The following is a 17,408-nucleotide window of genomic DNA, read 5'->3' on the forward strand; positions in this document are numbered from 1 at the left end:
CGTTTGCGGCGCCGCATTGAGTGCGGTACGTTCCCGCCTGCCGGAGTCGCTGATCCGGTGGATTTGGAGTCACGAATGAATCGTCGAGCTTTCGAACCGCTTCGCTGGGTCGAGGTCACAACACTCGGCGATCTGCTGGATCGGCGAGCGCATGAGCATCCCGAACGCATCGCCCTGTCCTTCCCGGATGTCGAGGTGACCTACGCTCAGCTCACAGCACGTGCCGATCTGCTCGCCCGCGGGCTGCTCGCCGCCGGTGTCGATACCGGCGACACGGTCGGAATCCTGGTGCCGAACTGCCCCGATTCCATTGCCGCACTCATCGCGGTGACGCGGATCGGCGCCCTGCCGGTGCCGATCAACGGCCGGTTCAAGGAACGCGAACTCGCCCAAGTGGTGGACCACGCGCGGATGCGGCTGCTGTTCGTCCATTCCGGCACACCGATTCCAGCTCCGGTGCGACAGCAGTGCGAGCGGCTGCGCGAGCTGGTCCAGCTGGGTCCGGGCGAGCCGCCGGCGGGTATCCGCAGCGAGCGCGAGTTCCTCGACGCGGCGGCGGAAGTGGATCCCGGCGCGGTTCGCGAGCGCAGCCGCTATGTCCGCGTCCGCGATACCGCGGTGGTCATGTACACCTCCGGCACCTCCGCGAGCCCGAAAGGCGCCATGATCAGCCACGAGGCGCTGATCCGCTTCGCGGACGGCGCGGCACACACCCGGCTCGAACTTGTCGGCGCCGACCGTGTGTGGACACCATTGCCCCTGTTCCACATCGGTGCTGTCGCCTTCGCGGTCGCCAGTATCTACGCCGGGTGCACCTACTGCCACGTCGGCCTCTTCAATCCGGCTGCCGCGCTGGAGCAATTGGAGAAGCAACGCGCTACGGTCGCGCTGCCCGGTTTCGAGACGGTCTGGCTGCCCGTGCTGAACCATCCCGACTTCGCGGACCGTGATCTGTCGGCACTTCGCCTGGTTATGACAGTCGGCGTCCCCGAACGTGTTCGCGAGATGGCGAATCGTCTTCCGCACGCCGTGCAGGTCTCCTGTTTCGGGATGACCGAGGCTTCCTCCTTTCTTTCGCTCAGCGAGCAGACCGATACCCAGGAGCAGCGAACCACCACCGGCGGCCGACCACTGCCCGGAATGCAGTGCCGGGTGGTCGATCCCGAGACAGGGCTCGACCTGCCACCCGGTTCGGAGGGCGAACTGTTGTTCCGGGGGACCAATTGCTTCGACGGCTACCTGCACGATCCGGAACTGACCGCGAGATGTTTCGACGACAAGGGCTGGTTCCACACCGGTGATGTAGCGGTGATGGACGCCGAGGGCCGGGTCACCTTCGTGAGCCGCCTCAAGGACATGCTCAAAGTGGGGGGCGAGAACGTCTCCGCGGTGGAGGTGGAGGATTTTCTGCTCCGCCACCCCGCAGTCCACATCGTGCAGGTGGTCGCCGCGCCGGATTCCTACTACGTCGAAGTACCGGCCGCCTTCATCGAACTCGTGCCGGGCGCGACCGCGACCGAACAAGAGATCATCGACTACTGCCTCGGCAGCATCGCGACATATCGAGCGCCTCGCTACGTGCGGTTCGTCGACGAATGGCCCATGTCGGGCACCAAGATCAAAAAATATGTGTTGCGCGAACGTATCCGGGCCGAACTGGCCGAACGTGGTATCGATCGCGCACCGAAGCTACATGCGCCGCAGGAGATCCGATGAGCGGCGGACTACACACCGTCACCCGGCTCTACCGGAACTCGCTGCGCCTGCACACCTCCACCTTGCTGGGCGATCCCGTTGCTTCGGTGCTGAATCTGCGGAGAGGCAGCGACGGCCACACCCACTACGAGCGGATCCGGGCCCGCGGTGATCTGATCCGCGGACGCAGTGGACTGTGTATGACGGCCTCGCACGCGGTGTGCAAAGAGGTGCTGCGCGACAACCGGTTCGCGGTGGCACCCACCTCCGCTGTCCGGCTGAAGCTACGTCCACTGCCCGGACAGCACACCGATTTCCTGGTGCATCCGCTCGACGACTCTCTGGCCTCCGCCAACCCTCCGGAACACACCAGGCTGCGTAAGCTCGTTGCCCCGCTCTTCGGTGCCGCGCAGCTGCGCGCGCGCCGTGAATTCGTCGAAGAACTGGTCGAGCGGCAACTGGACGCTCTCGACGGCGGCGAACCGGTCGATCTCATCGACGCCTTCGCGCTGCGCATTCCGAGCCTGGTCATCGCCGAGCTACTCGGTCTCCCGGCCGCCGACCACGATCATTTCGCACGCTGGGGAATCGAGTTCGGCGCGACGGTGGATGGGGCGCGCGGGGTGCGCGAGCGCCGGCGCACCCAGGTGCTGCTCGCCGAACTCACCGACTATTTCGCTGCGGCGGTCGCGAAGCGTCGTGCCGAACCAGGCCCCGATCTGATCACGGCGCTCGGCGCCGCGGTCGACGAAGGCGCCATGACCGAAGCCGGTCTGGTGGCCACCTGTCAGGCACTGCTCATCGGCGGTTTCGTCACCACCGCCAATATCATCGGCAACGCGGTGGTCGCGCTGTCACAGTACCCCGCCCAGCATGAGATGTTCGCCGCCGACCCGGGACTGGCCGGGGCCGTGGTGGAGGAAACGCTGCGGTGGGAAGCCCCCGCACAGTACAGCGTCCGAGTGGCGGGCGAACCACTCGAACTGGCCGGTCGGCAGCTGACCGCGGGCACTCCAGTGGTGGCCCTACTGGCCGCCGCCAACCGCGATCCGGCAGTGTTCGCCGAACCCGGCCGCTTCGATATCGCCCGGCGGAACGCACGGGAGCATCTGGCGTTCGCGGCCGGTGTGCACTACTGCTTGGGCGCAGGACTGGCCCGGATGGAGGGTGAGATCGCGCTGCGCGGCCTCTACCGCCGTTTCCCCCGGGTACGTGCGGTGGGGGCACCCGTCTACTGCCCGTCACGGGTCATCCGCGGCCCACGGCACCTGCTCGTGCGCACAGACAGCTGAGTTCGCCCCCGAGGGATATCACCGACTCTCCCGTTTCGAGCCGGGCCGACTCTCGACGGCCGGCTATCACGCGAGGTGAATCATGTCCCATCCGTGTCTTTCTCGGTCCCTTCGTCGCTGGACTGCCGCACGCCGGGTGTCGCTCCCATCGGCGGCACTGCTCGCCGGATCGCCGGCGCAACAGCACCCGCCGCCGCGAACTACGACACACTCGGGGTGCGCCACGAAGTATCGACCCCTGGTGCGGTCGTCGCGGACGGGCCGGCGGACAACACTATCGCCACGGCCTTCTGCACTCCGCGGCATTGGGCGGACGGCCCGCGCCGGGCCGACGTGCTCGTAGCGGGTGCGACCTACAACCGGGAGTACTGGGACTCCTCGTTCGATCCGGAGACCTACTCCTACGTCGACGACACCTCGGCCGCCGTGCGAGCGACGTTCAGTTTCGACTGCCTCGGCACAGGTGCCATGCGCAAGCGCAAGGCACTCTCCGTTGGTTTTCGGCGATTACCACGGGGACCGCAGTGTGCCCGGCGGAGACTTCCGGGCACACTGCTACCGGCGAGAACACCGCCCGATCAGGGGGCTTCAGGACTTGTCACCGCGGGCCGATCCGAACCTCCGGAAGGCGACAGCCGACGCAGCAACAGTTACCCGGCCACCGCCCGAGTCGGCCCGGATCAGGCGGCCGTGGTGATGGAAGCGGCCTCGTCGGGTTCGGCCATCGCCTGCTCGCGCAGGGTCCGCAGCGTTTTGGCGAGGATGCGTGACACCTGCATCTGCGAGATCTCGAGCCGTTCGGCGATCTGCACCTGGGTCATGTTCGCGAAGTACCGCCAGACCAGGATCTGCCGCTCCCGCTGCGGCAGTTCCGCGATCAGCGGGCGCAGTGTCATCGCGTCCTCGAGCAGCCGGTAGCAGGGGTCCTCCCCGCCGAGCCGGGCCAGTACCGCCGGCGGCGAGACGCCGTCGTCCTGGTCGTCGGAGGGAGCGTCGAGGGAACTGCTGGTGTGCGCGTTACCGGCGATGAGCGCCCTGGTGACGTCGGTGAGATCGGCATCGAGTTCCGCGGCGATCTCGCGCGCGGTGGGCATCCGGCCCAGCCGCTGGTACAGCATCTCGGTGGCCGGGCCGATTCGCAGATGCAGTTCCTTGGTGCCGCGCGGCACCCGCACGGCCCAGGTGTGATCACGGAAGTGGCGGCGCACCTCGCCCATGACGGTCGGGATGGCGAAGGACAGGAACGAGCTGCCCCGCGACCCGTCGAAGCGGTCCACCGCCTGGACCAGGCCGAGCCGCGAGATCTGGAGCAGATCGTCGAACGCTTCGCCGCGGCCGGAGAACCGGCGCGCGATATGTTCGGCCAGCGGCAGGCAGCGGTACACGATCTGCTCGCGTAGCGCCCGCCGGCGCGGGTCCTCGGGTGCCAGCGCGGCCAGCTCGGCGAAAAGCGGTTCGATGTTGTCGTAGCTGTCGCCGGGACCGGGCACATGGGTAGTGCGTGACGCACGGTCTCCGGCGTACCGGTCGGTCGTGGCTTCGGTCGTTTCGTTCACCGGATGCTCCTCGGGCTTTCCCAAACCTCGTTGGACGGGATATACCCCCGCCATGTGGTGATTGAAACGTGATCTGAAAATCCCGCGAGTGTGAAACGGCCGACGCCGGTGGCGATGTTTCGGACGGTCGAAAACGGTCATGCGCACATGACGGGCGCCGTAGCCGGCAGACAGTCGTGCGGCGCGATCGCCCAGGCGAGAGAACGGAGGACCGATGACCATTCAGGACACCATCGCTCAGCTGAACCAGGACATCACCACGGCCGAGGATGCGGGTGACGAAGCCACCGCGGCCCGGCTGCGCCGGGAACTGGAAACCGCGCTGCGCAGCGCCGAGGACCCGGACACCGGGCAACAGGGCGCCCAGTAGTCGCTCCGGAATACCGGCGGGGACGCTCGGTGCGGGCGTCCCCGCCGGCCGTTATCGCGCCGGTGGCGCGACAGTGGTCGTACAGAAGGTCTGGCACTGCCCCGGGGTCGGCGTCACCTGTGCCGGCTGTTCGCCGAAATCAGCGGTGCTCACCAGGATCATCACCAGCAGCGCGCCCCCGACCACCAGGCCGAAGATGAGCAGCGTGGGCCACAGCCAAGTGCGCATCGGCCGCTCGTCGGCAACCGGTACCACCGGCACCACTGTGCCCGCCGGATTGATCGCATCCTCGGGACCCGCCGGGTTCACCGGACTCGCCGGGTCGAGCGGGTCCGCCGGATTGAACGGGCTCACCGAGCCGGGCGCGCCGCCCTCGTCTTCGGCCTTCACACAACACCTCCAGTAGGTCTCGTGTGCCGGGTACCCCGAAAACGGCTCCGCTCACGTGAGTTCGTCGGGTGCCGCCGGGTCAGGACGAGATGTAGATACTCCAGTCGGGAAAGCCCCACCGGCCGTTGTGCTCGCCGCGTTCGATCCCACCGCCGTAGGTGCCGCGGCAGCCGATGCCGTTCCAGAGTTTGACCTTCCGGTCGGTGAGGTTGCGCACCGACGCCCGGCCGACGACCCCGACCGCACTGAGATCGATACAGCCGCTGGGGTTGTCGATGATCTTCTCCACCCGACTCCCCTCGGCGATCCACCGCAGTGCGACCTGCCCGCTCGCGGCGTGCGCGCTACTGTCCACTGCCGATGTCACCGCTATCGCCATCGCGGCCGAACCCAGAGCCATCACGAAACGACGCATACGAGAACCTTCCTGAACGGGAGGACATCCCACACGGAAACCGATCGAGCGCCGACCATTACAGCCGAACCCTCCCCCGTGCCCGCGCCGACGCGCCGGTGTCGATGCCGGAAAATGCGGGCCCGCTGCATGTTCGGACCACGCACCCCGCGATGTCACCGCCCGACATACCCTCTGACCAGCCGATACGAACCGGACAGCGGTCCAATCCCCGTCGCCGCCGCGCGAAGCCCGCCAACGCCCCTTTCTTCAGAGGTTCCCCATCACGGCCATACCGTCGGTCGGCCCACCCTTGCGGGGCAAGGTTCTCGGGGACAGTTGATCCTCGGTGAAAGGTCCGGTTATGCCCGATCTCGTCTTCCTGCTCGGCAGGATCCGGCCCGCCGGCGCTCGCCCGGGTCCACCTCGATACCGGCGGGCCGGCTCGGCTACGCCGGCCGCGACCCCGCGGTGACCTGATCTCGGACGCCCGGTTACCGCCGCAGCGGCACAGGCCGCTGTCCCACCGCGACGCACTCGATTCCGAACCCTCGACGACGGGTCAGTGTGTGCGCCGCCGGGCCCGTTCCAGTTCGACCGTCGCCGCCCGGACCGCGTCCCGGGCGGCGCGTTCGGCGTTGCGGGCGAATCGGTGCCGGTCTTCCGCCGCGGCGAGTTCGTCGCGGAGTCCGGTCAGCCGCGCGGTGGTGGCCGCGAGGTGCTCGGTCGCACGTTGTGCTTCCTTCTCGGCGGCGGTGAGAGCCTCGCGCGCAGCGGTTTCGGCGGCGCGGAGTTCTTCCCGCGCGCGCAGCCGGTCCGTTTCGGCGCGCGTGTATTCGGCATCGCCGGCCTTCTTCTTCGGCCGTGTCTCCGCGTCGGCGGCCTTCGGCTTGCCCCGGACCACGGACAGATCGGGCTCCACCGGGCCGAAGCCCGCATAGCTCTGCGCGGTGACCAGGGTGCCGGCCCGGACCTGCTCGGCGATATCGGGATCGGCCAGAGCGGCCGTCAGCGTCTCGCCCACCTGCCGCAGTACCGCTCCGGAAACGGGTCGGCCCCGGCCGGCGGCCACCTCACCCGCCCGTTCGGCCAATGCGTCCACCACCTGCCGGCGCTGCCGGGTCAGTTCACGCAACCGGGCACCCGACAGTTGCCGCTGCGCCGTTCGCAGCTCGGCGCCGAGCCGCAGCAGGGCGTCCACCTCCCGAGGGGCCGCACGCACCAGTGTGTTCACCGCCCATGCCGCGACCGTGGGTTTGCGCAGGGCCGCGATCGCCGCCGCCAGTTCCCGATCCCCGAGTTCCTTTGCCGCACCGGCGCGGGCGTCGCGCGCGGCGACGAACTCCGCGGGCGCCAGCCCGTACAGGTCGGCGGCCACCTCGCCCAGGCTCATACCGCACGAGCCTAGCGGCGCGGGGCGCGCCCGGATCGGTACGCGCGAGCGGGTCAGCGCGCCTCGATCGTGCCGCGGAGGATGTGCAGCAGGCCTTCGGAATCGTCCCGTACCGAATTGTGCCCGCCGTCCAGTGCGTATGTGGTCCACGCGGGGTCCCGGCCCAGGCGCGCGTACACGCCGGTGAATGGTGAGGAGGTTGCCCATCCGGCGGCGTAGACGTAGGTCATATGGGATCGAGATTCACGCCGGCCCGGCGCAGGTGGCCGCGTCCACCGACGCCGGTCGGCGTCGACGGCAGCACTCGGTGCCCTTCGTCCGGCGGCTGTCCGGAAGCTGGTGCAGGCGTGCTGTGCGATCCACAACCCGCGCTGGTCGCCGACCACAGTGTCACCGCCGGGGCACCGCGGCGCATCGCCCACGACGTCGGTGGGTGATGTCCTCGAAACACCATCCGCCGTGGCACATACGCCCACGACTCCGGCGGTCGAGGCCGACCGCCTCGCGACGACCGAGTACGCCGAGGGGATCTCGCGCCGAAGGCCACCGGAGGCGACCGGTTGCCCGCATCGCACCCGGCGGCGGCCTACCGGGGGCACGTTCCCGCCGCACTGGGCGGTCCGGTGCGGCGTCGGTCTCGATCACGCGTCGTTTCCGCAGGTCGCGACGGCGTCTCCGGGGCGTCTGAGGAAAACTGTGGGAATGGGTGCGCCCGCCACGGAGGTACCGGCCGCGCAACGGCATCGCAGACTGCTGCGTAGTGGGGTGTGGTCGGCCTATCTGCTGGCGCTGCTGGTGGTCACCGTGCTCTTCGGCCCGCCGACCCAGCGGATCTACCAGGCGCTGTGGATCGTCGTGGGGATCGCGGCATTCGCACCGCACCGGCCGTGGCGGGACCAACTACGCATTCTCGTGGACTGGGTGCCGCTGATCGCCGCGCTGGTCGTCTACGACCACACCCGCGGTATCGCCAATACACTCGGGATGCCGCTGCGCGTCCGCGAACCGGTCGGGGTCGAACGCGCCCTGTTCGGCGGGGCCGTGCCCACGGTGTGGTTACAGGAGCAACTGAACGGTGACGGCGGACGGCCCTGGTGGACCGTATTCACCGGCCTCGTCTACACGAGCCACTTCCTGGTGCCCTGGCTGATCGCCGCGATCCTCTACGTCTTGTCGCGGGAGCGCTGGTCGAAATATATGCGCCGGATCCTGCTGCTGTCCTATCTCGGTCTGGTGACCTATGTCCTGCTGCCCGCCGCGCCGCCCTGGTACGCCGCCCGCGTCGGGGTGATCCCGGCCGAGATCCACCGAAGCACCGGTTTCGGGTTCCGGCTGTACTCGGTCGATATCGGCGCCGACTGGCTGGCCGCGCAGAGTAATCCCGTCGCCGCGATCCCGTCGCTGCACGCGGGCTTCGCGCTGCTGGTCGCGGTCGCGCTGTGGCCGTCGGCCCGGCAGTGGTGGTGGCGGATCCCGTTGGCCGCCTTCCCCGTGGCGATGGGTTTCACCCTCGTCTACGGGGGTGAGCACTATGTGATCGATGTGCTGTTGGGCTGGGTGTACGTCGGGCTGGCGATCGGGCTGGCCACCGCCTGGGAGCGGCGCCGGACACCGGCGGGACCGGTCCCGGCGCCCACATCCGCGGCGCCGGGCGGCGATCGCGGCGGCTAGCCGGCCGGGCCGCGCGATACCCAGGGCGCCAGCAGCAGCGTGGCGGCCCGGCGGATATCGGCCACCGCCTGTTCCGCACTCAATTGGCCCGCCGTGGCCCAGGTCAGGATGCCGTAGGCGCACTGTTCGGCGAGCCGGGCCAGCTGTTGGTCCGCCTCGTCCGGTTCGCCGATTCCGGCGGCGGCGAGGATCCGGTCGCGCAGGGTGGGGTCGACCGCCACCGGCCCGGCCGAGCGCACGGCATTCGCCGAGACCAGCATGGCGCGACCGAGCAGGGGGCGTCGGAGCAGCCCGGTCACCGCCGATTCGAGCAGGTCGGCCACGGGGCCCACCGGATCGGCCGGGTCCGCCACCGGCACGGGCAGGTCCGCGACGGCCGATTCGAGTACGCCCGAGTAGAGATGATGTTTGGACGGGTAGTAGCGGTACAGCGTTCCCAGCGCCACCCCGGCGGCCGCCGCGATATCGGACATCTGGACGTGTTCGAGCCCCTGTTCGGCACCGAGCCGGGCGGCGGCGCGCAGGATGGCGCGCCGGCGCTCGTGCTGGAGCATGGTGGTCGGCCGGCCCGGCTCCCTGGGTTCGGCGATCCGCGGCACTGGGTACCTCCGTTCGGAAAACTAGAATTCACTCTAGTATTTCCGGGCTCCCGGTTGTAGAACTGGGTGTGGCCCGATCCCGAACCCCGAACGGAGACCCAGTTATGCCCCCTGTCGATCCCGGTCGCTACGGCCCGTGGGCGGTGATCACCGGCGGTTCCGAAGGCGTGGGCCGATCGTTCGCCCGGCAACTCGCGGAATCCGGTATCCACCTGCTGCTGGTGGCCCGGCGGGCCGGTCCGCTCGAAGACACCGCCGCGGAATGCCGGGCCCTGGGCGTCACGGTCCGCACCCTGGCCGTCGACCTCACCCACCCGGACGCCACGACAGCGGTACTCGACGCGGTCGCCGATGTGGAGGTCGGGTTGCTGGTCCACAATGCCGGCGCCAACACCCACAGCGCCGAGTTCCTCGACGGCGATCCCGCGGCCTTCCAGCAGGTCGTCGAACTCAACATCACCACCCCGCTGGCGCTGATCGCCGGATTCGGGACCGCGATGCGCGATCGGCGCCGCGGCGGGATCCTGCTGGTGGGTTCGCTGGCCGGCTACCTGGGATCGCGGCGGCACACGGTCTACGGCGGAGTGAAGGCATTCGGCCGGATCTTCGCCGAAGGTCTCTGGCTGGAATTGCGCGAGCACGGCGTGGACGTGCTCGAACTCGTCCTCGGCGTCACCCGCACCCCGGCGATGCAGCGCGTGGGTCTGGACTTCGACATCCCCGGAATGCCGGTCTCCGAACCCGACGAGGTCGCGACCGAAGGTCTCGCGGCGCTGGGCCGAGGCCCGGTCCACGTCATCGGCGCCCATGAGCGTCTCGCGGCCCGGCGCAGCGATCCCGATCGCGCGGCGGCCGTACTGGGCGCGGACCGGATGATGCGGCGACTCATCGGCGCCGCCGAAGACCCGCCGCGGTGAGAGTCGGGCTGTCCACTCCGATCGTGGTCCGGGTACCCGGTACGGCCTCTCCCTGGGAATCCGGCGGGGGCACCGCCGAACTCGTTCGGATCGCCGAACTCGCCGACGAACTCGGCTTCGATCATCTGACCTGCTCCGAGCACATCGCGGTCCCCGCGGCCGATACCGAGACCCGCGGTTCGACCTACTGGGATCCGCTGGCGACACTGTCCTATCTGGCGGCACGGACCAGCCGGATCCGCCTGGCGACCTCGGTCATCGTACTGGGATACCACCATCCACTCGCGCTGGCCAAGCGTTACGGCACCCTCGATCGGCTCAGTGGCGGCCGGGTGGTGCTCGGGGTCGGTGTCGGCTCACTGGAAGCCGAATTCGCCCTGCTCGGTGCGGAATTCCCGGAGCGCGGCGCCGCCGCGGACCGCGCTCTCGAGCAAGTACGGGACGCGTGGGGGCGGCGGGAGGTCGGCGAGTTCGTCGTCGACCCGCCCGCCACCTCGACCACCGCACCGCTGTGGGTCGGCGGCCGCACCCGTCGCTCACTGCGCCGGGCCGTGGCCCTGGGCGTGGGCTGGGTACCGTTCGGCCTGTCCACGGACACGCTGGCGGCGCATCTGGCCGCGGTACCCCCGCCGCCCGGTTTCGAGGTGGTACTGAGCCCGGGCCGGGCCCTGGACCCGCTCGCGGATCCCGCCGGCACCCGGTGGCGGCTGACCCGATTACGCGATATCGGCGCCACCGTGGCCTGCTGCGCCCTGCGGGCCACCGATATCGACCACTACTGCGAACAGCTCGCGGCGCTCCGCGCGGCGGCCGGCCCGCTCTGAGCACCGCAATGGAAAGGAAAGCTATGGACGAGGACCGTTTCGCGCGTCTGGAAGCGCGTGTGCGCCGGCTCGAGGACGAGGTGGCGATCACCCGGCTGCTCGCCTCCTACGGCCCGTTCGTCGACGCCGGGGCCGCCCCGGATGTGGCCAACCTGTGGACCGAGGACGGTGAATACGATGTCGAGGGCTGGTCGATGCGCAGTCGCGCGGATATCCACGCGATGGTCGAATCGGCGGCGCACCACTCCCTGATCGACGCGGGCTGTGCGCATTTCCTCGGACCGTCCCGGGTCGTCGTCGACGGCGATACGGCCACGGCGGTCTGTGAATCACTGCTGGTGCGCCGGTACGACGACGGCTACCGGGTGTGGCGGGCGGGGGCGAACAGTTTCCGGCTCACCCGCACTCCGCACGGCTGGCGGATCACCCGCCGCGTCACACGGGCTCTCGACGGTGCCCGGCAGGCCCGGGACCTGTTGCTCACCAACATCTCTCCAACGGCGGACTGAGCCGCACCGGGACCCGGCGGACCGCCCCGGCCGGCGACGGTGGCCGAGCCCGCCACCCGGGTCAGCGAGGCCGGTCCCAGGCCCGGATGGTCGCGCAGGTGGTACCGGTGTACTCCGCGACGCTGGAGTTCGGGCTCGTTACCGGTCAGTGAACTGCCGGCCGGCCATCGTCTCGTTCCGGGCGCTACCCGTCCCCGACGGATGACGGTCGATACCACCGCGCCGAGCGAACGCCCGGCGTGTGACCCAGGCCGCCACAGGCCAACGTTTGCCGCCGGGTACCAGGTGGTAGTCATCCAAGGAAATGCTCTCGCGTGGTCCGTCCCTCGCCAAGACGGTTCGGGAGGGGGCGGCACAACGGGCAACAGGTGGCTAGGAGAGTCGGGTGTCGGTAGTTCTCGTGCTTCAGGCACGCGGTCTCGGTGATCTACTCACCGCTGTTCCGGCATTACGTGCACTGCGCCGGGCCCGCCGCACCGATCATCTGATGCTGGCCGCCCCGCATCGCCTACGTCCCATCGTCGATGTGATCGCCTGCGTGGACGAGTTCGTGCCCATCGCCGATCCGCAGGGCCTGCGCTGGGACGGGCCGCCGCCGAAACTGGCGGTGAACCTGCACGGCGCCGGCGCCGCCCCGATCGTGCAGCTCGGCAAGACCGGAGCCGAACGGATCCTCACCTACGGGAATCCGGCGTTCCCGGAGATCCCGGCGCCCGATTGGAAGCCCGACCACCATCCGATCGACCGCTGGTGTCATCTGCTCGAATTCGATGGGATCGGTGCGGATCGGCGCAATCTGGGCCTGGTACCGCCGGTGGCCACCACCAGCCATCGCGACAGCGTGGTCGTTCATATCGGCGCGAGTGCGGCGGCCCGGCGCTGGCCCGCCGACCGATTCGCGGCGGTGATCCGGCATCTGCTGGTGCTCGGTCACGAGGTGGTGCTGACCGGCGACGAGAGCGACCGGGAGAACGCGCTGGGGATCGCGGCCCGGGCCGGGCTGTCGGGCCAGCGAGTGCTGGCCGGTAAGCAGAACCTGATCGAACTGTCGGCAACGGTGGCCGAGGCCTCCGTCGTCCTGTGCGGGGACACCGGCGTCGCCCATCTCGCCACCGCCTTCGGGACCCGCACCGTGCAACTGTTCGGCCCCACGGCCCCGGATCAGGGCGGGCCGCCGCGGCACCTGCTGACCCGGCACGAGGTGCTGTGGGCCGGGCGCATCGGCGACCGTCACGCCACCAGCACCGATCCCGGCCTGCTACAGATCGGCTCGACCGAGGTGGTCGCCGCCCTCGACCGGCAGCTGAGCAAGCGCCGGCACGAAGCGACCGTGCCCGGCAGTACGGCGTACCGCCGGGTCGGCTGAGGCCGGGGCGCTAGCGGTCGTCCCTGTTCGCGGCCTCGGTGAGCGCGGCGGCGTAGGCGGCCAGGGCGCTCTGCCAGAACTGTTCCAGGTAGTCGCGGGCATCGCTGAGACCACGCGGGTCCAGTGAGTAGAGATGACGGTTGCCCATCGGCCGCATCATCACCAGCCGCGCGTCCCGCAGTACCCGCAGATGCTGCGATACCGCCGAGCTGGTGATCCCGACCTCGGCGGCGAGTTCCCCGACCGAGCGCGGCCCGGCCGGCAACGCTTCGAATATCGCGCGCCTGGTGGGGTCCGCCAGGGCGATCAGCGGCGCGACTCTGTTAGCGACCACTGAAACAGTGTCGATCTTCTGGCACACTTCGGTCAAACTAGATCAATGTCTCACCTGCGCAGCTCGGCGGGCGATATTTCCGGTTCGTTATCGGAAGGCAATCCGCGACCTGCACTTATATGATCTCGTGACTGTTGCCACACAATTGCTGACTCGGCGTGTCGGTCCCCTAGCTTGTAACCATGCCCGTGACCCTTCCGTTACCTTTCCGTAAGCTCACGGTGTCGTCGATCGGCCGTCGCCCCATCACGACACAGGTTGTCGCCACCTCGACAGCCCTCTGCGCCGGTTTCGCCCTCTTCGCCGCGGGAGCCGATTCCGGTAACGAACAGATCACCCCGGTGGCCGCCACTTCGGAGGCGCCGGCCGACCCCGCCGACCGCTCGCCCGCCGAGCGGCCCGCCATCTCGCACGACCCCGCCGCGTGGGCCCCCCATCAGGCCGCCGGCGACAACCAGCCCGCTCCGGTGTCCTTCCCGTTCTTCGAGCCACCACGGCCCACCACGGTACAACCGGCCGACGGCGTCGTATCCTCGGGCTTCGGGGCACGCTGGGGCACCAACCACAACGGCATCGACTTCGCCGCGAATATGGGTTCGCCGATCCGGTCGGTCACCGACGGTGTCGTGATCGAGGCCGGCCCGGCCACCGGCTTCGGCCTGTGGGTTCGCGTCCAGCAGGATGACGGCAGCGTCGGCGTTTACGGCCATATGCAGGACATTCTCGTCTCGGTCGGCCAGCAGGTGCAGGCCGGTGACGTGATCGCCACCGTCGGCAGCCGCGGCCAGTCCACCGGGCCGCACCTGCACTACGAGGTCCACCAGCCCGGTATCGGCCCGGTCGACCCCCTGCCCTATCTCGCCGGGCGCGGGCTCGTCCTGAACAACCCCGGCTGACCCTTACCCACAGCCGATCCGACGGCTCCCGGCATACCGGGGTACCGGCCGCACATCGTCCCGCAGTGGGACGCGGCGGCCGGATCCCCGTTCCTACCGTCGGTCCATGTCCACACCGCTCCTCGGCGTCCCGGCTACCGGACGCCCCACCACCTCCGATCCACGTCGGGTGATCGGACGCCTGCACCGGCCATTGCTGCTCAGCTCCACGGCAATGGCCGGTCTGGTGTTTACCGGCCTGATCGCGATGATGGTCGACGACCGCGTGCTGCTCGGCGAATCGGTCTGGCTCAAACCGGTCAAATTCGGGCTGGCGTTCGTGCTGTACTCGCTCACTCTGGCCTGGCTGCTGTCGCTACCCCACCGCGGTCGCCGGGTGACCTGGTGGCTGGGTGTCGTGTTCTCCGTCACCGCGGTCGTGGACGTGGGATTCATCGTGGTCCAGGCCGCGCGGGGCACCTTCAGCCATTTCAACACCGAAACCGACCCGGTCAACGAAATCGGGCAACTCATCTTCGCCTCGGGTGTCCCGGGTCTCTTTTTCGCGAATCTGCTGATCGCCGTAATCGTTTCGATACGTCCGGGCGCGGATCGGCCCACGGTGTGGGCCATTCGCGGTGGGCTGGCGATGGCGGTGGTCTCGATGGCACTGGGATACCTCATGGGTTTCACCGGGACCCAGCTCACCCGAACCGCCGACGGCCGACTCGTCGAACTGGCCGCCGGGCACACCGTGGTCGACGCCGCGACCCGGGAGGCCGTCGGCGCACCGGACGCGGTGCCGGGTATGCCGATCACCCACTGGAGCACCCTGGGCGGCGATCTGCGCATTCCCCATTTCATCGGATTGCACGGAATCCAGGTGGTACTGGCCGCGGTGGTGATCCTCGCCTGGTGCGCGCGACGTCACCCCCGGCTGCGCCCGGCCCGGACCCGCAGCAGATTGATCGGGGTGATGATCCTGGGCGGGGGCGGTCTGCAGGCGATCACGTTCTGGCAGGCGATGCGCGGGCAGCCACTGGTGCACCCGGACACCGCCACCCTGCTCGCGCTGTGCGGCCTCGGCGTCGTGGTGACGATCCTCGCCGCGCTCAGCGTCGGGTCCACCCCGGCGGTCGGCGGCGAGACGATCTCGCCGCCGCGCGCACAGTGCGATTCGGCGCAGGTCAGCGCAACCGTTCGGCGTCCCGGGCGAGTTCGACCAGCACCGCGCTGAGCCGCGCGAGCTCGTCCCGGTCGGCGCCTTCGTCGACGGCCGTCGCCACATCCTCGGCCGCGCAGCGCGCGGCGAACCACCGGTCGGCCAGCGCGGTGGCCTCGGCGGCACTGAGCACCACCGAATCGGCGGGGATCCCAGTGCCCTTCACATTGTTGCGATGCTCATAGGCGCGCTGGCGGCAGGACTGTCGGCAGTAGCGGCGCCGCCGCCCCGCTTCCGAATCCACTATTTCCCGACCACACCACAGGCACGACTCCAACCGGCGCGACATGACCCGACACCCTAATAGGAACTCTCGCAGCGGCACACACCGCACACCGCGCGGGACCATTTCGCCCAACCCCGTACAATTACAAGGCTTGGGAACGGAAAGACCCTGACGAACGTTGACATGAACAGGGCGCACGGCCTGGACCGGCACGAATCCTCGATTCGTGGCACAGCCAACGGCCCGCGCACGTGACCCTAACGGTCGGCGGGCGACAACGGCCGGCGAACGCGACCTACCAGGTCGCGGTAGCAAGACAACAAGGGGTCGACCCATCGGCTCGCGCCCCCGGCGCGGGTTCCGGTGCCCCGCAGCGGATACACCGTCGGTGTTTCCGCTCCGGTGTTCCGGAGCCCCTCGGCAGGGCACCGCGGGCCCGCGCGCGGCAACGCGCCGACAACACAGAGAGGACCTGTACAGATGGCAGATCGCGTACTCCGGGGCAGCCGGCTCGGAGCGGTGAGCTACGAAACCGACCGCGACCATGATCTGGCTCCCCGCCGGATCGCCCGGTACCGGACCGACAATGGTGAAGAGTTCGATGTTCCGTTCGCCGACGACGCCGAGATCCCGCCGACCTGGTTGTGCCGCAACGGCCAGGAAGGTGTGCTGATCGAGGGCACCACGCAGGAGGCGAAGAAGGTGAAGCCGCCCCGCACGCACTGGGACATGCTGCTCGAGCGGCGCAGCAAGGACGAGCTCGAGGAACTGCTCAAGGAGCGGCTGGAACTGCTCAAGACCCGTCGCCGGGGCTGAGCCCGGCCGACCCGAACGGCACACCGAAGGCCGTGCCCGCCGGATATCCGGCGGGCACGGCCTTTGTCGTGCTCAGTGACTGGCCACCCGGCGGTACTGCAACAGCGCCAACGGCATCGCGATCAGCAGAATGGCCACCGAGCACAGGATCGCGTATTCGACGCAGTGCTCGGCCGGCCAGCCGGTCGCGGTAGGGAACATCGGGGGCGCGCTGTTGTCGAACAGTTTCCGGCCGGTCGCCGCGACCGCGGTGATGGGATTCCACTCGGCGATGGTGGCGAGCGGCTCGGGCAGGGTCTGGGCCGAGATGAACGCCGAGGAGATGAACGACAGCGGGAACAGCCAGATCAGCCCGGCACTCTGGGCGACCTCGACATTCGGGGCGACAAGACCGGTGAGCGCGCCGATCCACGACATGGCGAAGGCGAACAGCAGGATCACCGCGTAGGCGAGTGCGGCCTCGGCCAGGCTCCCATTGATGCTCCAGCCGACGATGTACCCGCACACGGTCATCACCACCAGGCTGACCATGCTCACCACCAGATCGGAGAGCGTGCGCCCCATCAGCACTGCCAGCCGGGACATGGGCAACGCGCGCATCCGGTCGATGATGCCCTTCTCCAGGTCACCGGCCAGTCCGACAGTGGTGAACGCAGCACTGAAGGCGACGGTCTGGGCCATGATTCCGGCGATCAGGAACTCCCGGTACTGGCCGCCGCCCAGTGAGGCACCGAATACGTAGGCGAACAAGAAGACGAACATCAGCGGCTGCACCGTGGCCGTGACCAGCAATGTCGGCACCCGCATGATGGTGATCAGATTGCGATGCGCCACGATCGCACTGTCGCGGAAGAACCGCATACGCGGTTCGGTGGACTTCGGAATCCGGTGCGAGCCGGGCGCGTGGGACAGTTCCGCCTCCGTCTCTTCGGTCTTTCCGGTAGTTTGACCGACCGCCA

20 protein-coding genes are annotated in these 17,408 nt (G+C 69.1%); 11 read left to right on the forward strand and 9 right to left on the reverse strand.

Features of this window, described 5'->3' with window-relative positions:
- Positions 1 to 75: 75 nt before the first annotated feature.
- Positions 76 to 1,716: a class I adenylate-forming enzyme family protein gene (locus tag NGR01S_RS05910; protein ID WP_063035147.1), complete on the forward strand. Its 1,641-nt coding sequence runs from the start codon at positions 76 to 78 to the stop codon at positions 1,714 to 1,716.
- Positions 1,713 to 2,987 carry a cytochrome P450 gene (locus NGR01S_RS05915; RefSeq protein ID WP_063035148.1) on the forward strand — a complete coding sequence of 425 codons (1,275 nt, stop codon included), beginning with the start codon at positions 1,713 to 1,715 and terminating at the stop codon, positions 2,985 to 2,987. Before NGR01S_RS05910 ends, NGR01S_RS05915 begins: the two co-directional genes overlap by 4 nt.
- Before the next feature lie 680 nt (positions 2,988 to 3,667).
- On the opposite strand, the gene NGR01S_RS05920 is transcribed toward NGR01S_RS05915, so the two are convergent.
- Positions 3,668 to 4,543: an RNA polymerase sigma factor SigF gene (locus NGR01S_RS05920; RefSeq protein ID WP_373861390.1), complete on the reverse strand. Its 876-nt coding sequence runs from the start codon at positions 4,541 to 4,543 to the stop codon at positions 3,668 to 3,670.
- A gap of 214 nt (positions 4,544 to 4,757) precedes the next feature.
- On the opposite strand from NGR01S_RS05920, the gene NGR01S_RS30805 reads away from it, so the two are divergent.
- Positions 4,758 to 4,913: a hypothetical protein gene (locus NGR01S_RS30805; RefSeq protein WP_157107141.1), complete on the forward strand. Its 156-nt coding sequence runs from the start codon at positions 4,758 to 4,760 to the stop codon at positions 4,911 to 4,913.
- A 51-nt stretch (positions 4,914 to 4,964) separates the two neighbouring features.
- Here the strand turns inward: NGR01S_RS30805 and NGR01S_RS05925 are convergent, their stop codons facing one another.
- The 4 genes from NGR01S_RS05925 to NGR01S_RS30810 all read right to left on the reverse strand — a co-directional run bounded on the left by NGR01S_RS05925 (position 4,965) and on the right by NGR01S_RS30810 (position 7,320).
- Positions 4,965 to 5,303 (reverse strand): hypothetical protein, encoded by a 339-nt coding sequence (locus NGR01S_RS05925; RefSeq protein ID WP_063035149.1) that lies wholly within the window; start codon positions 5,301 to 5,303, stop codon positions 4,965 to 4,967.
- Positions 5,304 to 5,382: 79 nt separating this feature from the next.
- Entirely contained in the window at positions 5,383 to 5,718 is a 336-nt protein-coding gene (locus NGR01S_RS05930; protein ID WP_063035150.1) for a hypothetical protein, read from the reverse strand.
- A 541-nt stretch (positions 5,719 to 6,259) separates the two neighbouring features.
- Positions 6,260 to 7,090, reverse strand: coding sequence for a hypothetical protein (locus tag NGR01S_RS05935; RefSeq protein ID WP_063035151.1), 831 nt, complete (start codon positions 7,088 to 7,090; stop codon positions 6,260 to 6,262).
- Between the two features lie 53 nt (positions 7,091 to 7,143).
- Positions 7,144 to 7,320, reverse strand: coding sequence for a hypothetical protein (locus NGR01S_RS30810; protein WP_174551664.1), 177 nt, complete (start codon positions 7,318 to 7,320; stop codon positions 7,144 to 7,146).
- A gap of 472 nt (positions 7,321 to 7,792) precedes the next feature.
- On the opposite strand from NGR01S_RS30810, the gene NGR01S_RS05940 reads away from it, so the two are divergent.
- Positions 7,793 to 8,761 carry a phosphatase PAP2 family protein gene (locus tag NGR01S_RS05940; RefSeq protein ID WP_084480414.1) on the forward strand — a complete coding sequence of 323 codons (969 nt, stop codon included), beginning with the start codon at positions 7,793 to 7,795 and terminating at the stop codon, positions 8,759 to 8,761.
- On the opposite strand, the gene NGR01S_RS05945 is transcribed toward NGR01S_RS05940, so the two are convergent.
- Complete coding sequence (locus NGR01S_RS05945) at positions 8,758 to 9,360, reverse strand: TetR/AcrR family transcriptional regulator (RefSeq protein ID WP_063035152.1); 603 nt, start codon at positions 9,358 to 9,360, stop codon at positions 8,758 to 8,760. The two genes, NGR01S_RS05940 and NGR01S_RS05945, sit on opposite strands and share 4 nt — an antisense overlap.
- 104 nt (positions 9,361 to 9,464) lie before the next feature.
- Here NGR01S_RS05945 and NGR01S_RS05950 point away from each other — a divergent pair, with 104 nt between their 5' ends.
- From NGR01S_RS05950 to NGR01S_RS05965, 4 genes are all read left to right on the forward strand, one after another.
- Positions 9,465 to 10,277 carry an SDR family NAD(P)-dependent oxidoreductase gene (locus NGR01S_RS05950; RefSeq protein ID WP_063035153.1) on the forward strand — a complete coding sequence of 271 codons (813 nt, stop codon included), beginning with the start codon at positions 9,465 to 9,467 and terminating at the stop codon, positions 10,275 to 10,277.
- On the forward strand, positions 10,274 to 11,101 hold the full coding sequence (locus tag NGR01S_RS05955) for a TIGR03619 family F420-dependent LLM class oxidoreductase (protein WP_063035154.1): 828 nt from the start codon (positions 10,274 to 10,276) through the stop codon (positions 11,099 to 11,101). The genes NGR01S_RS05950 and NGR01S_RS05955 overlap by 4 nt, the downstream gene beginning before the upstream one ends.
- A 23-nt stretch (positions 11,102 to 11,124) precedes the next feature.
- On the forward strand, positions 11,125 to 11,610 hold the full coding sequence (locus NGR01S_RS05960; RefSeq protein ID WP_063035155.1) for a nuclear transport factor 2 family protein: 486 nt from the start codon (positions 11,125 to 11,127) through the stop codon (positions 11,608 to 11,610).
- A gap of 385 nt (positions 11,611 to 11,995) precedes the next feature.
- Entirely contained in the window at positions 11,996 to 12,976 is a 981-nt protein-coding gene (locus NGR01S_RS05965) for a glycosyltransferase family 9 protein (RefSeq protein ID WP_063035156.1), read from the forward strand.
- A 10-nt stretch (positions 12,977 to 12,986) separates the two neighbouring features.
- Here NGR01S_RS05965 and NGR01S_RS05970 read toward each other — a convergent pair whose 3' ends face one another.
- Positions 12,987 to 13,310 (reverse strand): ArsR/SmtB family transcription factor, encoded by a 324-nt coding sequence (locus NGR01S_RS05970; protein ID WP_063035157.1) that lies wholly within the window; start codon positions 13,308 to 13,310, stop codon positions 12,987 to 12,989.
- Positions 13,311 to 13,492: 182 nt separating this feature from the next.
- On the opposite strand from NGR01S_RS05970, the gene NGR01S_RS05975 reads away from it, so the two are divergent.
- Both NGR01S_RS05975 and NGR01S_RS05980 read left to right on the forward strand, forming a co-directional pair.
- The gene (locus NGR01S_RS05975; RefSeq protein ID WP_063035158.1) at positions 13,493 to 14,206 is read left to right on the forward strand and encodes a M23 family metallopeptidase; all 714 of its coding nucleotides are present in this window, start codon (positions 13,493 to 13,495) and stop codon (positions 14,204 to 14,206) included.
- Positions 14,207 to 14,312: 106 nt separating this feature from the next.
- Positions 14,313 to 15,422 (forward strand): hypothetical protein, encoded by a 1,110-nt coding sequence (locus NGR01S_RS05980; RefSeq protein ID WP_174551665.1) that lies wholly within the window; start codon positions 14,313 to 14,315, stop codon positions 15,420 to 15,422.
- Here NGR01S_RS05980 and NGR01S_RS05985 read toward each other — a convergent pair.
- Positions 15,373 to 15,696: a hypothetical protein gene (locus NGR01S_RS05985; protein WP_030519041.1), complete on the reverse strand. Its 324-nt coding sequence runs from the start codon at positions 15,694 to 15,696 to the stop codon at positions 15,373 to 15,375. The genes NGR01S_RS05980 and NGR01S_RS05985 overlap by 50 nt on opposite strands.
- A gap of 417 nt (positions 15,697 to 16,113) precedes the next feature.
- Between NGR01S_RS05985 and NGR01S_RS05990 the strand changes: the two genes are divergently transcribed.
- On the forward strand, positions 16,114 to 16,449 hold the full coding sequence (locus NGR01S_RS05990) for an RNA polymerase-binding protein RbpA (RefSeq protein WP_030519040.1): 336 nt from the start codon (positions 16,114 to 16,116) through the stop codon (positions 16,447 to 16,449).
- A 72-nt stretch (positions 16,450 to 16,521) separates the two neighbouring features.
- Here NGR01S_RS05990 and NGR01S_RS05995 read toward each other — a convergent pair whose 3' ends face one another.
- Positions 16,522 to 17,310 (reverse strand): ABC transporter permease, encoded by a 789-nt coding sequence (locus NGR01S_RS05995; RefSeq protein ID WP_063035197.1) that lies wholly within the window; start codon positions 17,308 to 17,310, stop codon positions 16,522 to 16,524.
- Between the last annotated feature and the right edge of the window lie 98 nt (positions 17,311 to 17,408).

The organism is Nocardia grenadensis NBRC 108939, assembly GCF_001613445.1.
Taxonomy (GTDB): domain Bacteria; phylum Actinomycetota; class Actinomycetes; order Mycobacteriales; family Mycobacteriaceae; genus Nocardia; species Nocardia grenadensis.

Bases quoted from the DNA above. Each gene is read 5' to 3' on its own strand.
- NGR01S_RS05910 (WP_063035147.1), top strand. From the start codon at position 76: ATGAATCGTCGAGCTTTCGAACCGCTTCGCTGGGTCGAGGTCACAACA.
- NGR01S_RS05915 (WP_063035148.1), top strand. From the start codon at position 1,713: ATGAGCGGCGGACTACACACCGTCACCCGGCTCTACCGGAACTCGCTG.
- NGR01S_RS30805 (WP_157107141.1), top strand. From the start codon at position 4,758: ATGACCATTCAGGACACCATCGCTCAGCTGAACCAGGACATCACCACG.
- NGR01S_RS05930 (WP_063035150.1), bottom strand. From the start codon at position 5,718: ATGCGTCGTTTCGTGATGGCTCTGGGTTCGGCCGCGATGGCGATAGCG.
- NGR01S_RS05935 (WP_063035151.1), bottom strand. From the start codon at position 7,090: ATGAGCCTGGGCGAGGTGGCCGCCGACCTGTACGGGCTGGCGCCCGCG.
- NGR01S_RS30810 (WP_174551664.1), bottom strand. From the start codon at position 7,320: ATGACCTACGTCTACGCCGCCGGATGGGCAACCTCCTCACCATTCACC.
- NGR01S_RS05940 (WP_084480414.1), top strand. From the start codon at position 7,793: ATGGGTGCGCCCGCCACGGAGGTACCGGCCGCGCAACGGCATCGCAGA.
- NGR01S_RS05950 (WP_063035153.1), top strand. From the start codon at position 9,465: ATGCCCCCTGTCGATCCCGGTCGCTACGGCCCGTGGGCGGTGATCACC.
- NGR01S_RS05960 (WP_063035155.1), top strand. From the start codon at position 11,125: ATGGACGAGGACCGTTTCGCGCGTCTGGAAGCGCGTGTGCGCCGGCTC.
- NGR01S_RS05975 (WP_063035158.1), top strand. From the start codon at position 13,493: ATGCCCGTGACCCTTCCGTTACCTTTCCGTAAGCTCACGGTGTCGTCG.
- NGR01S_RS05980 (WP_174551665.1), top strand. From the start codon at position 14,313: ATGTCCACACCGCTCCTCGGCGTCCCGGCTACCGGACGCCCCACCACC.
- NGR01S_RS05985 (WP_030519041.1), bottom strand. From the start codon at position 15,696: ATGTCGCGCCGGTTGGAGTCGTGCCTGTGGTGTGGTCGGGAAATAGTG.
- NGR01S_RS05990 (WP_030519040.1), top strand. From the start codon at position 16,114: ATGGCAGATCGCGTACTCCGGGGCAGCCGGCTCGGAGCGGTGAGCTAC.
- NGR01S_RS05995 (WP_063035197.1), bottom strand. From the start codon at position 17,310: ATGCGGTTCTTCCGCGACAGTGCGATCGTGGCGCATCGCAATCTGATC.